Below are 18536 nucleotides of genomic sequence, written 5' to 3'. Positions count from 1 at the left end.
ATTTCCAGATAAAGGAGCCGGGCGGGCTATAGATGCTGTTTAGAGGCCGGTAAAGCTGACGAACCGGTCGTTTTCGACCAGTTGTTCAGCCATATCCCTGCGATCACTGCCATGGCCATCATCATCGGTGTCCGCAAGGGATAGTCGAAAATGCTGGCGACAAAAATCAGCAACAACATGGCGCTGCCCAGGCGTGGGAGCGGATGGTGCCTATCCGGTCGAAGCCACCATGCTTGAACGCTTGCCCATAGCCACCATCCCACAGCGGCCAACAGCAGCAGTAGGCCAGCCAGTCCCGTGTCGAGTACGATCTCAAGCCAATCGTTATGTACGTGGTTCAAATAGGTCGGCTTCAGCAGACCCAATGGTTCGTGCATCCGAAACACCGGATCAAAGGTTCCGAGTCCGGCGCCAAATGGAAAATATTCCTGCACCATCGCCAACACGGTCGGTAACGCACGGACGCGCATGTCCGTCCCCGTATCGGCCACGAACACACGATTGATCGAAACTGCACGCCCCGCCGCAACGCTAAGCAACACAGCGATGCCGATGGCTGCAACCACGCCCGCGACTAATACCCAGGTCACCCACCGCGGATAGGTGGTCAGCCGGCGCCGGATTCGCGACCAGGCAAGCACCAGGCCGATTACGATTCCGAGTCCTCCCACAATGATCCCGGCACGCGACCCACTTGCCAGAATGGTTAGGGCGAAGAGCAACAGCAGCCCCAAGGCGGTTGGCGCGCGCCATCTGGACACGCTGCCGGCCGAAAACGCCCATACCGGCGCGATAAGGCAGCCGAGCGCCGTGAACATCGCGAAGTGGTTGCGATTGGCGAAGGTTCCATCAACTTCCCCGACTGAATCATTGACGAACGGGTTGTCGAATGGAGCTCCGGAAAATTGCAGCAGCCCCACAAGGCTCGACAGTAAGACTCCAATCAGCAACATCCCAGGCAGCCACCTCTGCTCATTTTCCCGAAGTCCGACCACCAGCAACAACACCGCGAATGGCACGACTAACGAGAACGCCGCATTGAGCGTGGCATCGGGCACGATCGACAAGGGCCGCCAAGGTTGCGTCTGTCCGCTCGCTACCGCCGCTTCTATCAGCGGCTGGCGACCTGGCAATGCTTGCCAAACAGCTGGCGGTAACGGGATGATTTGCAGCAGCGCAATCGCCAGCGCCGCGCCCATCAGCAACGCCACCGGCCAAGCAATCGGAGAAACGCGCTCGCCGAAAAGAAAGAACAAAATAATCGCGGCCCAGGCGGCAGTGCGAACAACTGCCTGTCCCAATACGCCGGCTTGCGATGCCCCCCCGGCGAGCCAGAGCATACCGAGCAACGCCGCCAGCAGAATGAAGGCCAGACTCGGCCGAAAATTGGCCATTAGGCGCGGTTTCGATGCCATGTCGGTACTCTAACTCCTCGTTGCCGTCGGCACGTCCATCGATTTCTTCCCAACGCGGCATTCATCGATCCATGATACTAGGGCATCTACCATATGCTGCCTGCCGAACTCTTGTAAGCCATAGCGCCTCCCGTTCCGCCCCATCGACGCCCGCTGCTCCCCATCCATCTCCATCAGACGCCGTGCCTGGGCGGCGAGTGCTGGACCGTCTCCCGCTGGCGCCACCAGTCCCGCCCCGGCTTCCTTGATCACGCGCGCGCCCTCGCCATCCAGCATGGTGAGCAATGGCTTTCCCGCGGCGAGATAGCTCTGAACCTTACCCGGGATGGTCATGCTCCAGACCGGCTCGTTGCGCAACGTCACCAGCAGCGCATCCGCACCGGCAAAGAAGGATGGCATACGTTCTAGCGGGTAACGGCCGAGCAGGACGACCCGATCGGTCAACCCACGCCGCCGGATCTCCTCGCGCACCTGCGGCGCAGCGCGGCCATCGCCGACGACAAGCCATCGCACGCCGGGCGTGTCGCGCAGCGCATCGGCCGCGTCCAGTATCGCGGGAAAATCCTGCGCTTCGCCGATATTGCCCGCGAACAGAATCTTGAAATCATCGGCATAGGGAGCGAGTTCCGGCGCAGCCTCGACGGGCGCGGCACTCCCCGTGTCGAAGATCGCTTCCGCCCAGCCGGGGAAATAGCGGATCTTGCCGGCCCCGCCGGCAAGCCTCGCCACCTTCGGTTCGAATGCGCGCGACTGCACGAGGATACGATCGCACTGCGCATAGACGAAGCGCACCAGCCTCCCCACGGCGCTGAGCAAGCGCGGCGATTTCACCACGCCGATGGCCGAAAGCGTATCGGGCCATAGATCGAGGATCCACATCAGCATTGGCGCGCGCTTCAGCCTGCGCAGCAGCGCTGCCGGTAACGCCGCCGTGATCGGCGACGTCTGGAAAACGAAGATCGCGTCGAACGGCCGGCCGCGCAGCTTCCATGTACCGACCAGCGACGCGCTGATTGCGAAGCTTAGATAGTTGAGCATGAGCCACAGGCTCGATTGCCCCCGTGGAATGACCGGTACCCGTATGACCGGCACATCGCCGAAGCGATCGAACGCAGCCGGATCGGCACGATAGGCCGGGAAGATATATCCTTCCGGATAGTTAGGTTTGCCCGTCAGTACAGTTACTTCATGGCCACGCCTTACAAGCTCCGCAGACAGGTCGTTGATCCGAAAATTTTCTGGCCAGAAATATTGACTGACGATAAGTAGACGAAGCGCTCTTTCAGAATCCGGTTCCCGCCTATTCATCTTGATCAAGCCGGCACTAGTACGAAGCTGTCCCGTCGGATCGCCTTGATCAACAGCGTGCGCAATGGCGTAGAGATGCGCTCAGCTCGGCCGATGCGACTGTCGGTCACGCGATAACCCGCCTCGGCGAAGAGTGCTCGCCATTCTTCATGAGATCGGAACCGCACGCCAACCCCAAAGGTGTTAGCCTTGAACGCAGGAACGAAATCGGAGATTTTCTTAGCGATGGCTGATAAAAGCCGGCTCGAAGTTATTTCATATATCAGCCGACCTGATAAGTTCAACGCATAGGATTGATAGATATATTCATTGACGAACAAGTAATCTACTTTGCCGCGCCACGCCCTCAGAGCCTTGATCTGAAGCTGACGCGTTTCCGCTTCAGTGGCGCCGACGAGATGGTGCAGGATCAGATTGAACGTGACCACGCCTTCGTCGCCGTCCGCAATCGGCGAGAGCGCATCGCCGATGCGGCCATCGACCCCCAGCTTTCGGCATTCCTCAATCGAGCGCGGATCCATGTCGATCACCCGCGTGCTTTCGCCCGCCATTTCCGCCAGCTGCCTGGCGAAAAATCCACAACCGCCCCCGATATCGACCACTCGCTTGCCGCCACGGCCGCTGCCCAGCATATCGCGGAAATCCCTGACCTGATCATCGACGAATTCATCGTGATAAAAGGCTTCGATCTGCTCGGCGGAAAGCTTCGTCTGAATGACCATATCCCTGAAATCCCATACTCTTTCAGACAGACGCCATGTTAGACCAAAGGGGCATCGCGCGGAACGCGGCGGCTCTCAATATTCCCTCCACACCACTCTCCGAACATAGTCCGTATAACTATGCAGGATGCGCACCACCTTGGCCGACACGTTTGGCATTGAATAATCGGCAACTAGGCGCAGGTCGCGCTGCTCGCGACGGCCCTGCGTCGCCAGGATCGCCATGGCCTGCTGCACGCGTTCGAGGCTGAGGCCGGTCATCATCACCACCCCCTCCTCCATCCCTTCGGGCCGTTCGTGCGCCTCGCGGATGTTGATCGCCGGGAAGTTCAGGATCGACGATTCCTCTGTGATCGTGCCACTGTCCGAAAGCACGATGCGCGCCGATTTTTGCAGCCGCACATAATCGTGGAAGCCGAGCGGCTTTCCAAGCCGGACTTGGGGATGGAACGAGATACCGGCCACATCGATCCGGTTCTTGGTTCGAGGATGCGTCGAGACGATCACGGGCCGGTCATAGGTTTCGGCAACATGGTTCACGATTTCGACCAGGCGAAAGAAGGTTCGATCGGACTCGATATTCTCCTCGCGATGCGCGCTGACCACGAAATAATCCTGTTCGGCGAGGCCAAGCCGCTCGAGCACATCGGACGCGTCGATCCGGTCCATATAGTGATGGAGCACCTCGAACATGGGGCTGCCGGTCTTGATTATGCGATCGGGCGGCAGCCCCTCGGCAAGGAGATACTCGCGCGCGATATCGCTGTAAGTCAGGTTCACGTCAGCGGTGTGATCGACGATCCGGCGGTTCGTCTCCTCCGGCACGCGCGCGTCGAAGCAGCGATTGCCAGCCTCCATATGGAAAATCGGCACGCGGCGGCGCTTGGCGGGGATCACCGACAGGCAGCTGTTGGTATCACCGAGCACGAGGAGCGCATCGGGCCGCTCCTCTTTCAGCACGTCCTCCATGGCGATCAGGATATTACCGATCGTAGCCGAGGCGCTGCCCTTGGCGGCCTCGAGGAAGTGGTCCGGCTTGCGGATGCCGAGATCGTCGAAGAACACCTGGCTCAGCTCGTAATCATAGTTCTGGCCAGTATGGACCAGAATATGATCGCAATGCGCGTCCAGCGCACACAGCACTCGCGACAGGCGGATGATTTCCGGTCGCGTGCCGACCACGGTCATCACCTTCAGCTTCTTCATGGCAGTCAGACTTTCATGGCGACGGTGTCGGGCCGGGCGCGGTCAAAAATCTCGTTCGCCCACAGCATGACGATCAGTTCGTTGTCGCCGATGTTGGTGATGTTATGCGTCCAGCCCGGAATCGTTTCCACGATCCGGCCCTCATGCCCCTCCACGACGATCTCGTGACGCTGTCCGCTTTGAAGATCGCGGAAGCCGAAATGCGCACGGCCAGAAATGACGAGGAACTTCTCGACCTTGCTATGGTGATAATGGTCGCCACGCGTGATGCCGGGGCCGGCGGTGAAATAGGAGAATTGGCCGCTATCAGAAGTCTTCAGCATCTCGACGAAGCGGCCGCGCAGATCGGCGTGGATCGGCACTCTGTAGTCGAACAGATCGACCGGCAGATAGCTCAAATAGGTGGAATACAGGGCGCGCGTCAGCCCTGTGCCGACGCGCGGTGTCGTCAGGGTGCCACGGCTCTCCGGAAAGCTGCAGATAATCTCCGCCAGCTCGCCCACGGTCGTCTGATAAGCGGGCGTCACCTCATGATATCCGGTTGAGACGCCCTGCTCGATCAGGCGCAGGAACACTTCAACGACATCGTCGACGTAGACGAGTCGCAGCGTTGCGCTCGGGTCATGAATCTCGATCGTCTCGCCACGCGCGACGCGATGGCAAAAGGTGGCGACTGCGGAATTATAATTGGGCCGTGCCCATTTGCCGAACACATTAGGCAAGCGAAAGATCGCGATCGGCGCGCTCGAAGCCTCGCCATGCGTAAGCAGGACTGCCTCGGCCGCGACCTTGCTGTTGCCATAAGGCTGATCGCGATCGGCCTGGATAGAGGAGGAATAGATGATCGGCGCTGGATTGCCGGCCTCAGCCAACATGGTGCAAAGTTGACGGGTCAGTCCCACATTGCCGGTTTCAAATTCCGCCACATCGGCGGGACGATTAACTCCTGCCAGATGGACGACGAGTTCCGCCTCGCGCACGGCGTTCAGCCAGCTCTGCGCGTCGGTATCGCGGCTGATCGCCAGCACCGTATGACCGACTTCGCCAAGGCGCACTGCCACGTTGCGCCCCATGAAGCCGTTCGCGCCAGTAACCAGTACCTTCATGCGTAGGCATCCTCGGAAATCGGTTCGTTGCGCAGCACGCGATGGATCAACGGCAGCTTGAGCAGCAACTCCTTCATGCCTTCGACGTCGAGCCGACGAGTATTGTGCGAATTATATTCCTCGCCCTGGCTCAGCCGCGCTTCGCCTTGCTCGACAAACTTGTCATAGTTGAGGTCGCGTCCGTCAGGCGGTACGCGGAAATAGTCGCCCATATCGTCGGCGACTGCGCGCTCCTCGCGGCTCAGTAGGGATTCGAACAGTTTCTCGCCATGACGGGTGCCGATGACGCGCACTTCGTGGTCGTGCCGGTGAAGCAGTTCCTTCATCGCTGCCACGAGTGTGTTGACGGTCGCCGCCGGCGCCTTCTGGACGAAGATGTCGCCGTTGTTGCCGTGGGTGAAGGCATAAAGCACCAGCTCGACTGCATCGTCGAGTGTCATCATGAATCGCGTCATGTTGCCATCGGTAATGGTGATCGGGCGCCCAGCCAGCATCTGATCGACAAACAGCGGGATCACCGATCCACGCGACGCCATCACATTGCCATAACGGGTACCGCAGATAACGGTGCCGGTGCCCTCCAAATTGCGCGAGGACGCGACCATCACCTTTTCCATCATCGCCTTGCTGATACCCATGGCGTTGATCGGATAAACAGCTTTGTCCGTCGACAGGCAAACGACACGCTTCACGCCAGCGGCGACGGCCGCGGTCAAAACATTCTCGGTGCCGAAGACATTGGTGCGCACCGCCTGCATCGGATGGAATTCGCAGCTCGGCACCTGCTTCAGCGCGGCGGCGTGGAAGACATAATCTACCCCGCGCATCGCCGGCGCCACGCTGCGCTCATCACGCACGTCGCCCAGATAGAATTTTATCCGCGAGCTGTTGTACAGCTTGCGCATATCGTCCTGCTTCTTCTCGTCACGGCTGAAGATTCGGATCTCGCGCAGGCCGGAATCGAGGAAGCGACGCAGCACTGCATTGCCGAAGGAGCCAGTACCGCCGGTGATAAGCAGAATCTTGTTTGTGAACATTCTCTTTCCTTAATCAGGCGGCGAGCGCGGCGCGCACCATGGCCTCCTTGATGTCCGGCGCCGGATAATTGATGAGCACCGCGCGATAGGCGCCCTTGAACACGAATAAGCTGCCGGCAGCCGCTCCGACCACGCCGACCTCGCGGATCAGCGCCTCGATATCGTCCAATGATCCAGCGCCACCCAGGAAAGTGACCGGCACGCCCACCGCCTCTCGAACCCGCGTGGCCAACGTCAGATCGTAACCTTTCATCGTTCCGTCGAGATCGATCGAATTCACCACGATCTCGCCGGCACCGAGCCGCGCCGCTTCCTGGGCGAAGGCGATCGGATCAATCTTGTGGGCGCGTTTCGCATTGCGTGTGCGCAGCTCATGGCCGCCAAGCATCTTCTTGCGGACGTCGAGTACTACCACGACACTTTGCCGCCCGATCTCGGCCGCAATTTCGGCGATTAGCTCCGGCCGTTCGACCGCCGCCGCACTAATGGCGACTTTCTCGACGCCCAGGCCGATGATCCGTTTCGCCTGCGCTGCGGTCCGTACCCCGCCGCCGTAGCAAAGTGGCATACGGCATTCTGCCGCCAGATGCGCGATCACGGCGTAGTCGGGCTCTACACCGTTCGCAGTCGCATCGATATCGAGCACAACGAGTTCATCACTCTCCTTCTCGTTGAAGATTTTAACCGCATTGATCGGATCGCCGACATATTTGGGATCCTTGAACCCCACGGTCTTCACCAAGCCGCCTTCATGGATCAGCAAACAGGGAATGATGCGCGGTCGCAACATGTCAGAGCTCCGCGAGGTTCTTGCGCCGTGCGAATAGGTCATTGTCGAACGGGAACGCCGTCATCATGCAGGATTGCCTTCCATCATAGCTGCCCGCCACTTGCCATAGGCCGTTACCGTGCCGGCAACGGCATCGTCGATATGTCTCATCCGCGCAGAGACAAAATTGCGAATAAGCGGGACAGCTTCGCGCTCGCCGTCCCCCACCCACCAGATCGGATGGGTCAGTAGCTGAACCGCCGTTCCTGCGGCAATCGCCGGATGATCCAGCGGGTGGCCATAATGCCACCCGCCATTGCTATCGGAGATATAGGCGATCTCAGAGAAGAACGCGGGCTCATAAGTGTGTCGCCGGCCGGCAAATCGTCTGGAGAGATTGAGAAGCTCCGGCGCGGGACGATGGAAGGATATCGTATCAACCGGACGCCCGGTCAGCGTGGAAAGGATATCGCACTCGCGCTCGGCGGCGACGTCGAGATCGCACGCGGGATACTGCGTGGCATCGAAATGCAGGCCGATCTCGTGCCCACAGTCCATAATTTGGGTCATCAGCCCCCGGCTCTTCGCCGATGCCGGGTTGTATATGTCCGTCGACAGTAGCACGAAATAGGTCGAGGTAACGCCCATCTCTCCCTCGACCTGAGCCATTGTGGCCGCATGCTCCAACGAAAGGTCGACGTCGTGCCGGAGATACATGCAGGGCTCCTCCGGTCGCAAATCCTGCAACCTGACCGAGGAATAGCCGTTATCGCGAAGACGAACGAGGAGTGACCGATAGCGGTCAAGCACAAAACCGCTCAACGCATTAGTCAGCATCCGCCAACCTCTTCAAAGCGGCGCGGGTCCGGCGGAACTCGGCATCCGCCTGCGCCGGCGCTCCCATGACCGTCATGCCATCCGGCACGGGCTTAACGACCACCGCTCCCAGGCCAACGACCGCATCCGCACCAATCGTCACCTGATTCATGATGGTCGCGGAAGGCGCAATCCATGCGCGATCGCCGATCTTGACGCTGCCACCGATCATCGCTTCGGCGATAATCGCCACGTCCTCGCCAACTATCACATTATGCGCGACATGGACCTGGTTATCGATGCGAGCACGGGCGCCGATAATGGTGGGATTGAGCGTTCCGCGGTCGATGCTAGTGTTTGATCCGATCTCGACGTCGTCACCGATCACGACGCCGCCGACATGGGGGAACTTCTCCAGTTCCCCTATCTCGTTCCGCTCGTAGCCGAAGCCGTCAGCGCCAATCACGGTGCCGCCGGCAATCGTTACGCGACTACCAAGGCGGACATCCTGCATCAGCGACACATTGGGCCCGATCATGCATTCCGCACCAATGACACAGCCCGGTCCGATCAAGCAGAAAGGGCCGATCGAAGCGCTAGGATCGAGCTGGGCCGTTTCATCGACCACCGTCGTAGGATGTACGCCTGCAGGCGGACGGGCCGGCGCGAAGAAGTGCTTCACGGCACGCATAAACGCGAGCCGCGCGGCAGGAACGACTATCAGCGTCGTGTCCTGCAAACCCCGCAAGGTATCGACGGCGCTCTCCTCGCAGATCAACGTAACGCCCGCGAGCTTGCCGCGAAGCTCACTCAGCCGCTCCTCGGTGAGAGGACGCGAAAGAAAGCTGAGCCCATTTGGCTTGAGAGCATCCAAGGCACTTGGTGCGGTGATGCACCGATCCGCATCGCCAAGAACGGCGCCCTCCGGCCAAATCTTGTCCCGGATATCCCGGGCGTTAGGAGAATTTCCCACCATTGCCCCCTCTTCGCACTGTCGTTGATCATCGCGACCTGCCGCTTACACCCTAGAGATCAGCAAAATTCCTGAGCAGCATCGCGCCGAAATGATGACTTTTCTCGGGGTGGAACTGCACCCCCCAGACATTGCCACGCCGCACCGCGCACGCGAATGGCGCCCCATAGGTCGCAGTGGCCGCCTGGTCGGCTGGATCGGCACATGCGTAATAGAAGGAATGGAGGAAATAGAAGCGGGCATCCCGCTCCAGCCCCTGGAACAACCCTCCACCATTCGATAAAGGTTCGACATCGTTCCAGCCCATGTGCGGCAACGGCAGCTTCTCCGGCAGCGGCATTGAACGAAAATGCCGCACCGTACCCGGAATCCAGCCAAGTCCCCGCCCGCGCCCTTCCTCACTGCTGTCAGCAAGAATCTGCATGCCGACGCAGATGCCTATCACCGGCACCTTGTGGCCCACCACCTTCTCCTCGAGCAGCGGACGCATGCCAGACGCCTCTAGCAATTCCATGGCGTGATCGAACGCACCCACGCCGGGCAGCACGATCCGCTCAGCATCCGCGAGCTCGGCGGCGGTGCGCGCTGCCTTGGCAGGCACGTTCATCCGCTTGTACATGTTGAGGAACGCCCCGATGTTCCCCAAGCCGTAGTCGACAATGGAGATCAACGGATGATCGCCCGCTGGATACCAGCCATACGAAGAATCCTTGCGCCCAGATCCATAATCATCTTGTCGTTCTTGTAGTCGCGGAAGGTCTTGTTCGGGCCGTCGTGCAACGCCCGGAGCTCGGCGACCGAGATGCCGAGTTTGGTCGCGATATATTCAAAATCCTCGGCAATGGTCTCTGGATCATAGGCGGGAACGGCTACCTTCCCAAGCGCCTCATCCCGCGTCATCTGACCAGTGAGGATCAGACTCGAAAAATGCGCGCGGCGCTTGTCGTATCCGAACTTGGTCGGCAGCCAGTAGCTTTCATAGAAGCGGGTGAAACGCGATTCATAGTGCTTGTGAGCGTAGCGCTGCCATCCGAACCGGTCGATCAGCTCCTGCATCGCCGCCTCCTTACGGAAGGGAATGTAGTTGAGTGGCTTCACGACACGCACGCCCTTGGCAAAGCGATACCACACTTTGAAGCGCAGCACTCCCGCCAGAGGAAATTTCTTGAGCGGTCGAGTGCCGAATCGGCGATGGATGTCCTTCAGCTGGCGCAGGTCGGACGCGTGATAGTGCCATTCTAGCGGCTCGCGCACACATTCGGTGGAATAGTTCGCGCCGGTCAGAATGTAGGTCACTTTGTTCTTCGCGGCGAAGTTATAGAGTCCCGCAAAGAACGCATGATCCTGCGGCGTGTCCAGATGCGGTACACTCGCCTTGAAAAAGGCAAGCTGCAGGTCACGCATTTCTGGCCAGTCCACGACTTCCGTGAAAAGATCGAGGTTTAACCCGTCCACCAGCCTCTCAATGTTGTTGACCGCCTGCTGAGAATTCCACCCCGCATCAACGTGATAGAGTAACGGACGAAGGCCGAATCTTTCCTTGGCTATGTACGTAACATAACTACTGTCGACTCCGCCGCTGAGGCCGATCAGGCAATCATGATCACGCCCTCTGCCATCGCGCTTGATCTGCTCGACCTGCGCCATAATCTCACGCTCCCCGCGCTCGTCGGGGTGCCAATTTGGCAGGATGTTATCATAATAGTTGTTACAATAATCACACCATCCACGCTCGTCGAACACTATGCTCGAGTCACTCGTATCCATGATGCAGTTGTTACAAATTTGATATGGACGCACGTTGTCTCTCGCGTAAGGCATTAACGCTTGAATTTGTCGCGACTTCTCGTTGCGATGTCACCCCTTAGGATCCAGACCCAAAATCGGCAATGCCTTGGATCGCCCGAAGAGGCGTACCGGCAAGAAGCACGGCGCAGACGTGTAGCTGAAGCTACGCGCAAGCAAGCAACGCCGACCAGCGGGCTCCTGAACGCGAACGCGCAGCAACGAGCGGATTTTGGCGCATGGCGTTATCGCTCGTCAGTCACGATGCTATCCGCATCGCTCCCTCCTCACTCCTAGCTCTGCGCCAAAATCAGTTCAGTCCAGGGCCTTGCCGGTTATGGGTCCGGATCCCAGCATCGTTCGCCGACCCGAGAAAGCGCGAGGTCAGCGCCTGGTCAAACTTCGCCTCTCGGACCATAAAAGCGGAACAGGGCCAGCCATGCCAACCCGCCGAACGAGACCAGGAACGTCGATAGATGCACGTTGGTCAACGTGAGCCCGACCGGCACCATCAATACGAGCACCAGTTGCCGATTCCATTTCGCCGAAAGTTGGTCCAAAAACTTAAGATAGAAAGCCAGAACAATCGAAATCACCAGTACGCCAAACCAGCTCGCAGCGGCCACCCCCTCACCCACAAATGGGTTAGCGTTAAGATTCACGCGACTGTAGAAACCATAATACTCCGCGCCGACTATCTGACCTAGGACGGGCCAGAACTGATCAAGCCGAAAGGTGGCAGGCGGCGGCAAAATGAGATTCAATCCGGACAGGTTGCTCCACCAAGTATATCCCTTGACCGAAAACACGTCGTAATATTGAGCAAACGTCTGCGCAGGAATGGATATAGACCTAAGCAGAATAAGATCCGCAAGGAAGCGCACAAACCGCGTTGAACTCGTCAGCAGGGCGCTAACGAGACATATCATTACCATACCCGCAGTGAAGTGGTAGAGTTTCAGGCCAGACCAACGGAACGCGGCGGCTGTGACAAGCATGGCCAAGGGAATAACCAGCGATATCTTGGACGCATCGACCATGTATGACATGATCATACCCAGTATTCCCAATATCACCAGCGGCCACCGGGAAGGGCGCGCCGCCCCAATCGCGATCAACAGAGGGGCGAAAATAGAGCCGTAGTAGGTGCGCAGATAGCCCGTAACCCCGACGGTCCGATCTGCAGCGACGAATCGTTGGACGTAAACATCATCTATGCCAGCAAAGGTCATGATGTCATTGAAAACATACCATATAACAACCGTACTTAAAGCAAATAGAATTGCAATGACACTTACCAATAGGTATCCAGGCTCAAATCCGTCGCTTGGATTCTCCACATGAGATTTATTAGTTATATGGCATATCAACAGAAAGCCGATCGAGAAAGATGCCAGGCTTGGTATGTATTCTCCCGCCCCCTTTGCACCAATCATCATTGTGATTGCCATAGTGGGCACATACAAGAAGGCGTACATGAACCATATGATTATGGATGATGGCCTGTTGAATTTTGAAGGAAGAAAAAGCGACACTATAGCAACGGACAAATATATAAATGATAATTCATAAAAATTGAGATCACTATATATCAGACCAGTATAGCCCCATTCCAAACTGATGTAACTCCAGTACACCTGCCTGAATGTTATCAAATATACCAAGCCAATAATCATATTGACGGTCCGGCCGATACTGAAGATCGACTCCTGACGTCCGATCGCGCTGCAATCTGGCGTCGACTCGATTATTCCGATTTCCGGACCGCTCATGAAGATGCAACTCCCTGCTCGCCGATAGGCGAGCGCCCCGCCAACCCCTGCATGACAAGAGACTGATATTCCGCGAAAACTCTTGGCCAATCCCACATTGCGCTTAACCGCCGCACACCATTGGTGACGAGCGAGGCGCGCACCTCTTCGTCTTGCCAGACGCGCTCCATTGCCGCCAGGATCGACAATGGGTCCATCGGGTCGCAATACAGCGCAGCCTCGCCGCAGACGGCGTGCGCAAAATCCATATCTGATGTGACGATCGGCTTTCGATGATCCATCGCCTCGACATAGGGGAGACCGAAGGTCTCGAGCAACGTCGGCATCAGCAGCGCGTCGCAAGCCTGGTAGAGCGCCGGAATATACTCGGCGGAGACGCGGCCGACGTTTATCAGAACGTCGTCTAGGTTGCCGCACTTGATCCGATCCAGAAACCGCCCTGCCGCTTCATGCTCCTTCGGATCGATCGTCAGCACGATCACGACATCGACATCGCGCGCCTTGAGTTCCGCGGCGACGCGCTCGAGGATATCAATATTCTTATGAGGATAGTAATTCGCCGGATACACGAACTTGAATCGGCCTTTCGGCAGGTCGAATACAGATTTTTTCGACGATGAGGCCTCGGCCACGGTCACCGCGGCAGGAACCAGAACCACATTGTCCAAACGATAGCGCGCCTCGAGACGGCTCTTCATTGCCTGTGTTTGAGCCATGATTACGGCGGCTCTTCGCAAATACGCCTCAAAAAAATGGAGCTTCAATCTGAAGAACACCTTGTCTCGTAAAGGCAGCTTCCCCCATATCGCATGATTCGGATATACGGCGAACGCCCAATCGAAGTTGTACACTTGATGCACGTCCGTTGGGATAACAATATCCCCGAAATTCAATATAGCATCTATCCTGAGATTGTTCAAAAGGTTTGGCATGATGAGTCGATATAGCGGCAGCGTTGCTAAATTACTGTGCGCCCAGCGCGGAATATCAATTATCTTGATATTATCAGATTCAAAACTAGCATAGCTGCATCTATCTGGCGTCAGGACAAAATAGGTATCATCTGACTCGCTCTCGATCAGGAGACGAAGATAAGTATCAAATATAATCTTCCCACCACCGACTTTTGACTTCAGCCCATTTACCAGAATGTTCGACAAAACACTCTCCTGTTTTAGGCGGAAGCGCGCTCGATCCGGCTCGTGGATTCGGATTGACCGGTCACCTTCCCCACGAGCGTATCCCAGTCAAGAACCTCCTCGAAGGTTCGCCGGGCGCCGGCGGCCATGGACGCCAGACGCTCCGGATCGGAAACCAGCTCCTCGATTATTTCGGCGAGCCGATCGGCGCGTATTTCGTCGCGTGACAGCTCGATGATATTGTCATGCGCGTTCATATAAGACGTATCCTGCGCGCCGAAATTGCCGACGACCAGCGGCAATCCCATGGACACCGCCTGGACCCAGAGGCTCGACTGGCTGGCAGGAAAGATGGCGAGATCGGCCATGTCCATGAAGCGGAACAGGCCCGCGTTGTCCTGCCACCCGACGAAATGAATGCGCGGGTCATCGCCTGCGACCTCCCGCAACATGGCTGCATATTCCTCCTCACCGATATTTGCCGCGCCTACAATCACGAGCTCGATTGGCTGATGCGGCAGCCTCCGCACAGCCTCTATCAGCAACTCGGTGCGCTTGAGCTTGGCGAACTTCCCCCCCGAGAAGATCACCTTTGTCTCGGGCGCTATCCCCAGCTCTTTACGCAGGGCGCGACCTTCCTCGCGTCGAGCGATCTCGATGCCACTATCCATATCCGCCCCTAAAGGGAGCAATGTCATCTGATCCCAGCTTACCCCATAAACCTCATTAAGAAAATCTCCGGAGCCAGGAGTGACTGGATAAATCGCATCAAGGTATGGCAATCCACGATATAATATAAATTTACGCAGTACGCCATGAAGTATCTTTATGGATACCCAATTTTTTCCAGAATTGCTGTAGTCAGCGTGATAATCCATTACAAATCGAACATGTGGATTTCGCTTTTTGTAACGAACAACCTCAAGCATATCCGGCATGATATCGAGCATGAATATCATGTCCGGCGCCACTTCTTTGATGGCTTCCTTGACACCCCGATAGGAACGGAGTTTATGAAGTAAATTCATCCGAAATGGGGCACGTATTACTTTCAAATCGTCAATGTAATACACCCTACCTGGTTTCGTCGCATCGTGCCGATTAGCAATAAAGTCAAAAACTGATTCGTATGTTGAAGTAAATATCGTCACCTGGTGACCGTGTTTACGAAAATATTTCACAAGAATGTTTTCTTGGGAACCGATATTTTCATCAAACAGGTCACACATGATGAGAATTTTCAACGAACCGCCTCCACCGATAGCATATCGGATTGCCCATCTGAGCTAGTAACTTGCAATGAGACTCAGTTAGTCAAATGTTGCTTTATCGATCTTCATTATCACGCTTACATCATTTGACGCCAAACACCCTCCAAGCGGACGAGCGTGATAACTGTACCGCGCGCGACTTCGACGTCGCCGCCGCTCCGCATTATCATCGAACTGCTATTGCGCAATATGAACGGCGCATCGGCAATGATCGAGATTCGTTGCCCCTCGAATCCGCCTTGAAGCTCCGTGATTGGACTAGATTCCTGTTTGCGGAACCAGCGCTTTGGCAGCACCGCCGGTGCGCTGCCCGCCGGCAGCGTCTGCGCGATCGATGTGCTGAACGGTGCTTTGGCAGTCACCGCATTGTCCTCGACGACTATACCGCTGCCGCCATCGTCGATGATCCCGGTCTTGGATGCCGTCACGACATTGTCGCGGCAGAACCCGCGGACCGCTGTCGGAGCGATGCTGATGCCAAATCGGCCCTCAGTCTCGTTGAAATGGATGATGGTGGTTGCCGCCGCGGAGTGGATTGCGTTCCCTGTTGCCCCCCTGATCCGATTTGAGGAGATTTCTGCCTTCGGTATCTTCGCCCCGCTCACCTCCACGCCGACGGCGAAATTCGCCACGTCGTTTCCCCGCACCGAGAACGCGTCCATCCAGGTGGAGGCGAACTGGCCCACGAAAATGCCGTGCGTGCCCTTCCCCGGTGTCGCGATGAGGCGATTGTCATGTACGGTGGCAGCCACGCCGTCGGCCAACCAGACCCCGGCACCGTCGCAATTTCGCATCAGATTATCCGCGACGATCGTACCGTCGCCCGGCTTTGGCGGTGCGGTTGTCTGGATGCTGGCGATCCCGTGGTGACAGGTATCGATAATGTTTCCCGAGATTACAGCATTGCCAAAGCCGCTGATTCCGATCGCCGCGGGGACGGCGCTTCCAGAAAACGGAAGTCGTCGGTCCGTATTGGTTCTCAGGATACGGTTTCCTGTAACGATCATGTCGTTGCAGGTCTGGAGATATATCCCGCATCCGTAGAAGAGCGTCTTTCCGTCAGTCCAGATGCTGCCGCTGACGTCCTCTATGACATTGCCTTCAATGTTCACGCCATTGATGCTGTCCGTCGGGGCGCTCAGATAAACCATGATACCGTAGCAGGGATAGCCGACGATGGTGTTATCCCTGACGATATTCCCATGCTGGGATTTACCTGCCGTCACCGTCTGACAACCGATCGCGACTCCGACGCCGCTGAAGCATTGATTGCCCTGAATCAGGTTTCGGGAGGAGGCACCCGCGACTAGAACATCGTATCCAGTCGTTGCCTGACGCTCGCTGCCATCGCCCTTCACGAGACTGTCGATGAAGCTGTTTCCGATGACGCGACAGTCGTTGCTGTCCGACAACAGCACGCCACCTCGCCGCATCGCGCTGAACTGGCAATCCTCCACCACGACGCGCCGCGCACCGACGATCACGATCGCCCATCCTTCGAACAGACTGCTCGTCGTGGCGCTCGGCGTGAGATGCAGCTGGCTGAAGCCGCTATCATCCTGCTGCGTGATGAAGAGGTTTTCCTGCCGCCCTGTCTGGGGATCAAAGACGATGCGCGAAAGCGGGCCGAACCCGACGAGCCGCTGGCCTGGACGCTGCAGCGTGATCGACCGCGTGATGCGATAGTGCTTCAGCGCGGGCGGGACCAACACATGGGCGCCGGCGCTGAGCGCCGCTCTGAACGCATTCGTGTCATCGGCGCGGCCATCCCCGACAGCACCGAAATCCGTCACCGATACAACGGTGCCATGCGGAGGGAAATGCTTCAACGAGACGGATCCGGAGGCCGACATCGTCAACATTGCGCCCAACGACCCACGCCGTGAGACATCGATCAAGGGATGCTCCTTACGGTTCCTGGTTCCTGTCCGATCAGCGCTGCGCTCGCCACATACCCAGCCGCAAAATAGGCAACATATGCCGTGAATGTTACTGCCGAGAGGCAGGCCGTGGTCCACGTAAGGTTCAGAGGCCATGCCCAGGCCGCAACGAGCGCGGCAATCGTTCCCAGCAGATTGATTCCAGTGAACCAGTATCGCAGATACGGTCGAGTCGTCAGCGCAAAGACGCGAGCGACCGGCGCAACTGCAAGATTCATGATCGAGGCGGGCGCCATGATTGCGGCCAGCACGCCAGCCTCCCGCCATTCAGCACCAAAAATGAAGGCGAATAGGGTCGGGCTCGCGAACATGGCCGGAATGCCTCCGGCAAAGCCGAAGCCCATAATCAACAGAACGCTGCGAACGAAAAATGGACGCACGCGTTCCGGCGCCTGCCGCGCATCCTGCGCCAATTTCGCGTAGAAGACGTCGCTCAGGCTCCTGAATGCGAAGGCAACCGGCAGGTCCAGCGTACGGCGCATCATGAAAAAGAGACCGAGTCCCGACGCACCGAAGAGATAGGCCAGTCCGGCTGACTGGATGAAAGCGACGCTGCCGTCGATGACCTGAGAAGGAAGCAGAACCAGCGGGAACTGGCGATACCGGCGCAATGCATTCGGTACCGCCTCCTGCTGCAAGCCCCGAGGCGCGATATCTGATCCCGGCGCGGGCGATATCCGCGCCAGATGGAATGCATTTCCGATCCTTCCCAGAACCTCTCCGGCCGCGAGTATCCACCAGCTCGGCAGCAGCGCCCCGAGCGCGATCTGTGTCGCGCCGCGCACGACGTTCATCGTCACGCTGGCTTTTCCGATGACGACGGTCTCGTGACGGCGGATGCTCCAGTTCTGCAGCAGCTGGACCAAACCTTGGCTGGAGAGAAGTGCCATAAGCATCAATGGTGCGGTGAGGGGCAGGCCTCCGAACCCCGCCACCTGGAACAGAATCATCGCTGCCATGACCATGCCGGCAAGCGGTGTCAGCGTCAGCGCGAGCGTGAAAGCGCCCCTGGTCAGGGCTCGCGCATCATCGTCGGAGCTCGCTGCAGGTATGGCAAAATCATAGTTGAGGAATATGATCCCGACCGCTGTCACCGCGAAGGTGAAAAACAGGCCGTACAGTCCAAACTCATAGGGAGAATATATTCTCCCTATGAACGGTCCGGTCAGAAGGTACACGCTCTGGCCGATTGCTGTATATGCCATCATGCCGCCAACGCTGCGCGCAAACGGTGATTTACGGATATTTCTCCACGGGCGCATCAGTCGCCTTACCCG

At 57.7% G+C, this 18536-nt stretch carries 16 protein-coding genes; all 16 read right to left on the bottom strand.

Annotated features, from left to right (window positions below):
• Positions 1 to 26 precede the first annotated feature (26 nt).
• Entirely contained in the window at positions 27 to 1415 is a 1389-nt protein-coding gene (locus AC2YHA_RS01435) for an O-antigen ligase family protein (RefSeq protein WP_233783335.1), read from the bottom strand.
• Between the two features lie 9 nt (positions 1416 to 1424).
• Positions 1425 to 2723, bottom strand: a complete 1299-nt coding sequence (locus AC2YHA_RS01430) for a glycosyltransferase family 4 protein (protein WP_233786610.1) — start codon at positions 2721 to 2723, stop codon at positions 1425 to 1427.
• Positions 2724 to 2728: 5 nt separating this feature from the next.
• Complete coding sequence (locus AC2YHA_RS01425) at positions 2729 to 3445, bottom strand: class I SAM-dependent methyltransferase (RefSeq protein ID WP_487400084.1); 717 nt, start codon at positions 3443 to 3445, stop codon at positions 2729 to 2731.
• Between the two features lie 75 nt (positions 3446 to 3520).
• Positions 3521 to 4651 carry a non-hydrolyzing UDP-N-acetylglucosamine 2-epimerase gene (gene wecB, locus AC2YHA_RS01420; protein ID WP_487400083.1) on the bottom strand — a complete coding sequence of 377 codons (1131 nt, stop codon included), beginning with the start codon at positions 4649 to 4651 and terminating at the stop codon, positions 3521 to 3523.
• A 5-nt stretch (positions 4652 to 4656) separates the two neighbouring features.
• A complete protein-coding gene (wbjC, locus tag AC2YHA_RS01415) occupies positions 4657 to 5757 on the bottom strand; it encodes a UDP-2-acetamido-2,6-beta-L-arabino-hexul-4-ose reductase (RefSeq protein ID WP_487400082.1) in 1101 nt (366 codons plus the stop codon).
• Entirely contained in the window at positions 5754 to 6794 is a 1041-nt protein-coding gene (locus AC2YHA_RS01410) for a polysaccharide biosynthesis protein (protein ID WP_233783342.1), read from the bottom strand. Before AC2YHA_RS01410 ends, wbjC begins: the two co-directional genes overlap by 4 nt.
• A gap of 13 nt (positions 6795 to 6807) precedes the next feature.
• Positions 6808 to 7584, bottom strand: a complete 777-nt coding sequence (locus AC2YHA_RS01405) for an AglZ/HisF2 family acetamidino modification protein (RefSeq protein ID WP_233783344.1) — start codon at positions 7582 to 7584, stop codon at positions 6808 to 6810.
• A 63-nt stretch (positions 7585 to 7647) separates the two neighbouring features.
• Complete coding sequence (locus tag AC2YHA_RS01400) at positions 7648 to 8400, bottom strand: polysaccharide deacetylase family protein (protein ID WP_487400081.1); 753 nt, start codon at positions 8398 to 8400, stop codon at positions 7648 to 7650.
• Positions 8390 to 9355, bottom strand: a complete 966-nt coding sequence (locus tag AC2YHA_RS01395; RefSeq protein ID WP_487400080.1) for a UDP-3-O-(3-hydroxymyristoyl)glucosamine N-acyltransferase — start codon at positions 9353 to 9355, stop codon at positions 8390 to 8392. The genes AC2YHA_RS01400 and AC2YHA_RS01395 overlap by 11 nt, the downstream gene beginning before the upstream one ends.
• Positions 9356 to 9404: 49 nt before the next feature.
• A complete protein-coding gene (gene hisH, locus AC2YHA_RS01390) occupies positions 9405 to 10022 on the bottom strand; it encodes an imidazole glycerol phosphate synthase subunit HisH (RefSeq protein WP_487400079.1) in 618 nt (205 codons plus the stop codon).
• Complete coding sequence (locus AC2YHA_RS01385; RefSeq protein ID WP_487400078.1) at positions 10019 to 11173, bottom strand: N-acetyl sugar amidotransferase; 1155 nt, start codon at positions 11171 to 11173, stop codon at positions 10019 to 10021. Before AC2YHA_RS01385 ends, hisH begins: the two co-directional genes overlap by 4 nt.
• A 359-nt stretch (positions 11174 to 11532) precedes the next feature.
• A complete protein-coding gene (locus tag AC2YHA_RS01380; RefSeq protein WP_487400077.1) occupies positions 11533 to 12909 on the bottom strand; it encodes a hypothetical protein in 1377 nt (458 codons plus the stop codon).
• Positions 12906 to 14069: a glycosyltransferase gene (locus AC2YHA_RS01375; protein ID WP_487400076.1), complete on the bottom strand. Its 1164-nt coding sequence runs from the start codon at positions 14067 to 14069 to the stop codon at positions 12906 to 12908. The genes AC2YHA_RS01380 and AC2YHA_RS01375 overlap by 4 nt, the downstream gene beginning before the upstream one ends.
• A gap of 14 nt (positions 14070 to 14083) precedes the next feature.
• Entirely contained in the window at positions 14084 to 15292 is a 1209-nt protein-coding gene (locus tag AC2YHA_RS01370; protein ID WP_487400075.1) for a glycosyltransferase family 4 protein, read from the bottom strand.
• A 104-nt stretch (positions 15293 to 15396) separates the two neighbouring features.
• The gene (locus tag AC2YHA_RS01365) at positions 15397 to 17217 is read right to left on the bottom strand and encodes a right-handed parallel beta-helix repeat-containing protein (RefSeq protein ID WP_233783360.1); all 1821 of its coding nucleotides are present in this window, start codon (positions 17215 to 17217) and stop codon (positions 15397 to 15399) included.
• Positions 17214 to 18521, bottom strand: coding sequence for a lipopolysaccharide biosynthesis protein (locus AC2YHA_RS01360; RefSeq protein WP_487400074.1), 1308 nt, complete (start codon positions 18519 to 18521; stop codon positions 17214 to 17216). Before AC2YHA_RS01360 ends, AC2YHA_RS01365 begins: the two co-directional genes overlap by 4 nt.
• Positions 18522 to 18536 lie beyond the last annotated feature (15 nt).

Source organism: Sphingomonas sp. SRI_018 (assembly GCF_057586275.1).
Note: the sequence above shows the minus strand (reverse complement) of the source record. Positions and strands in the feature narration are given on the sequence as shown.

Bases quoted from the DNA above. Each gene is read 5' to 3' on its own strand.
- AC2YHA_RS01435 (WP_233783335.1), bottom strand. From the start codon at position 1,415: ATGGCATCGAAACCGCGCCTAATGGCCAATTTTCGGCCGAGTCTGGCC.
- AC2YHA_RS01430 (WP_233786610.1), bottom strand. From the start codon at position 2,723: ATGAATAGGCGGGAACCGGATTCTGAAAGAGCGCTTCGTCTACTTATC.
- AC2YHA_RS01425 (WP_487400084.1), bottom strand. From the start codon at position 3,445: ATGGTCATTCAGACGAAGCTTTCCGCCGAGCAGATCGAAGCCTTTTAT.
- wecB (WP_487400083.1), bottom strand. From the start codon at position 4,651: ATGAAGAAGCTGAAGGTGATGACCGTGGTCGGCACGCGACCGGAAATC.
- wbjC (WP_487400082.1), bottom strand. From the start codon at position 5,757: ATGAAGGTACTGGTTACTGGCGCGAACGGCTTCATGGGGCGCAACGTG.
- AC2YHA_RS01410 (WP_233783342.1), bottom strand. From the start codon at position 6,794: ATGTTCACAAACAAGATTCTGCTTATCACCGGCGGTACTGGCTCCTTC.
- AC2YHA_RS01405 (WP_233783344.1), bottom strand. From the start codon at position 7,584: ATGTTGCGACCGCGCATCATTCCCTGTTTGCTGATCCATGAAGGCGGC.
- AC2YHA_RS01400 (WP_487400081.1), bottom strand. From the start codon at position 8,400: ATGCTGACTAATGCGTTGAGCGGTTTTGTGCTTGACCGCTATCGGTCA.
- AC2YHA_RS01395 (WP_487400080.1), bottom strand. From the start codon at position 9,355: ATGGTGGGAAATTCTCCTAACGCCCGGGATATCCGGGACAAGATTTGG.
- AC2YHA_RS01385 (WP_487400078.1), bottom strand. From the start codon at position 11,173: ATGCCTTACGCGAGAGACAACGTGCGTCCATATCAAATTTGTAACAAC.
- AC2YHA_RS01380 (WP_487400077.1), bottom strand. From the start codon at position 12,909: ATGAGCGGTCCGGAAATCGGAATAATCGAGTCGACGCCAGATTGCAGC.
- AC2YHA_RS01360 (WP_487400074.1), bottom strand. From the start codon at position 18,521: ATGCGCCCGTGGAGAAATATCCGTAAATCACCGTTTGCGCGCAGCGTT.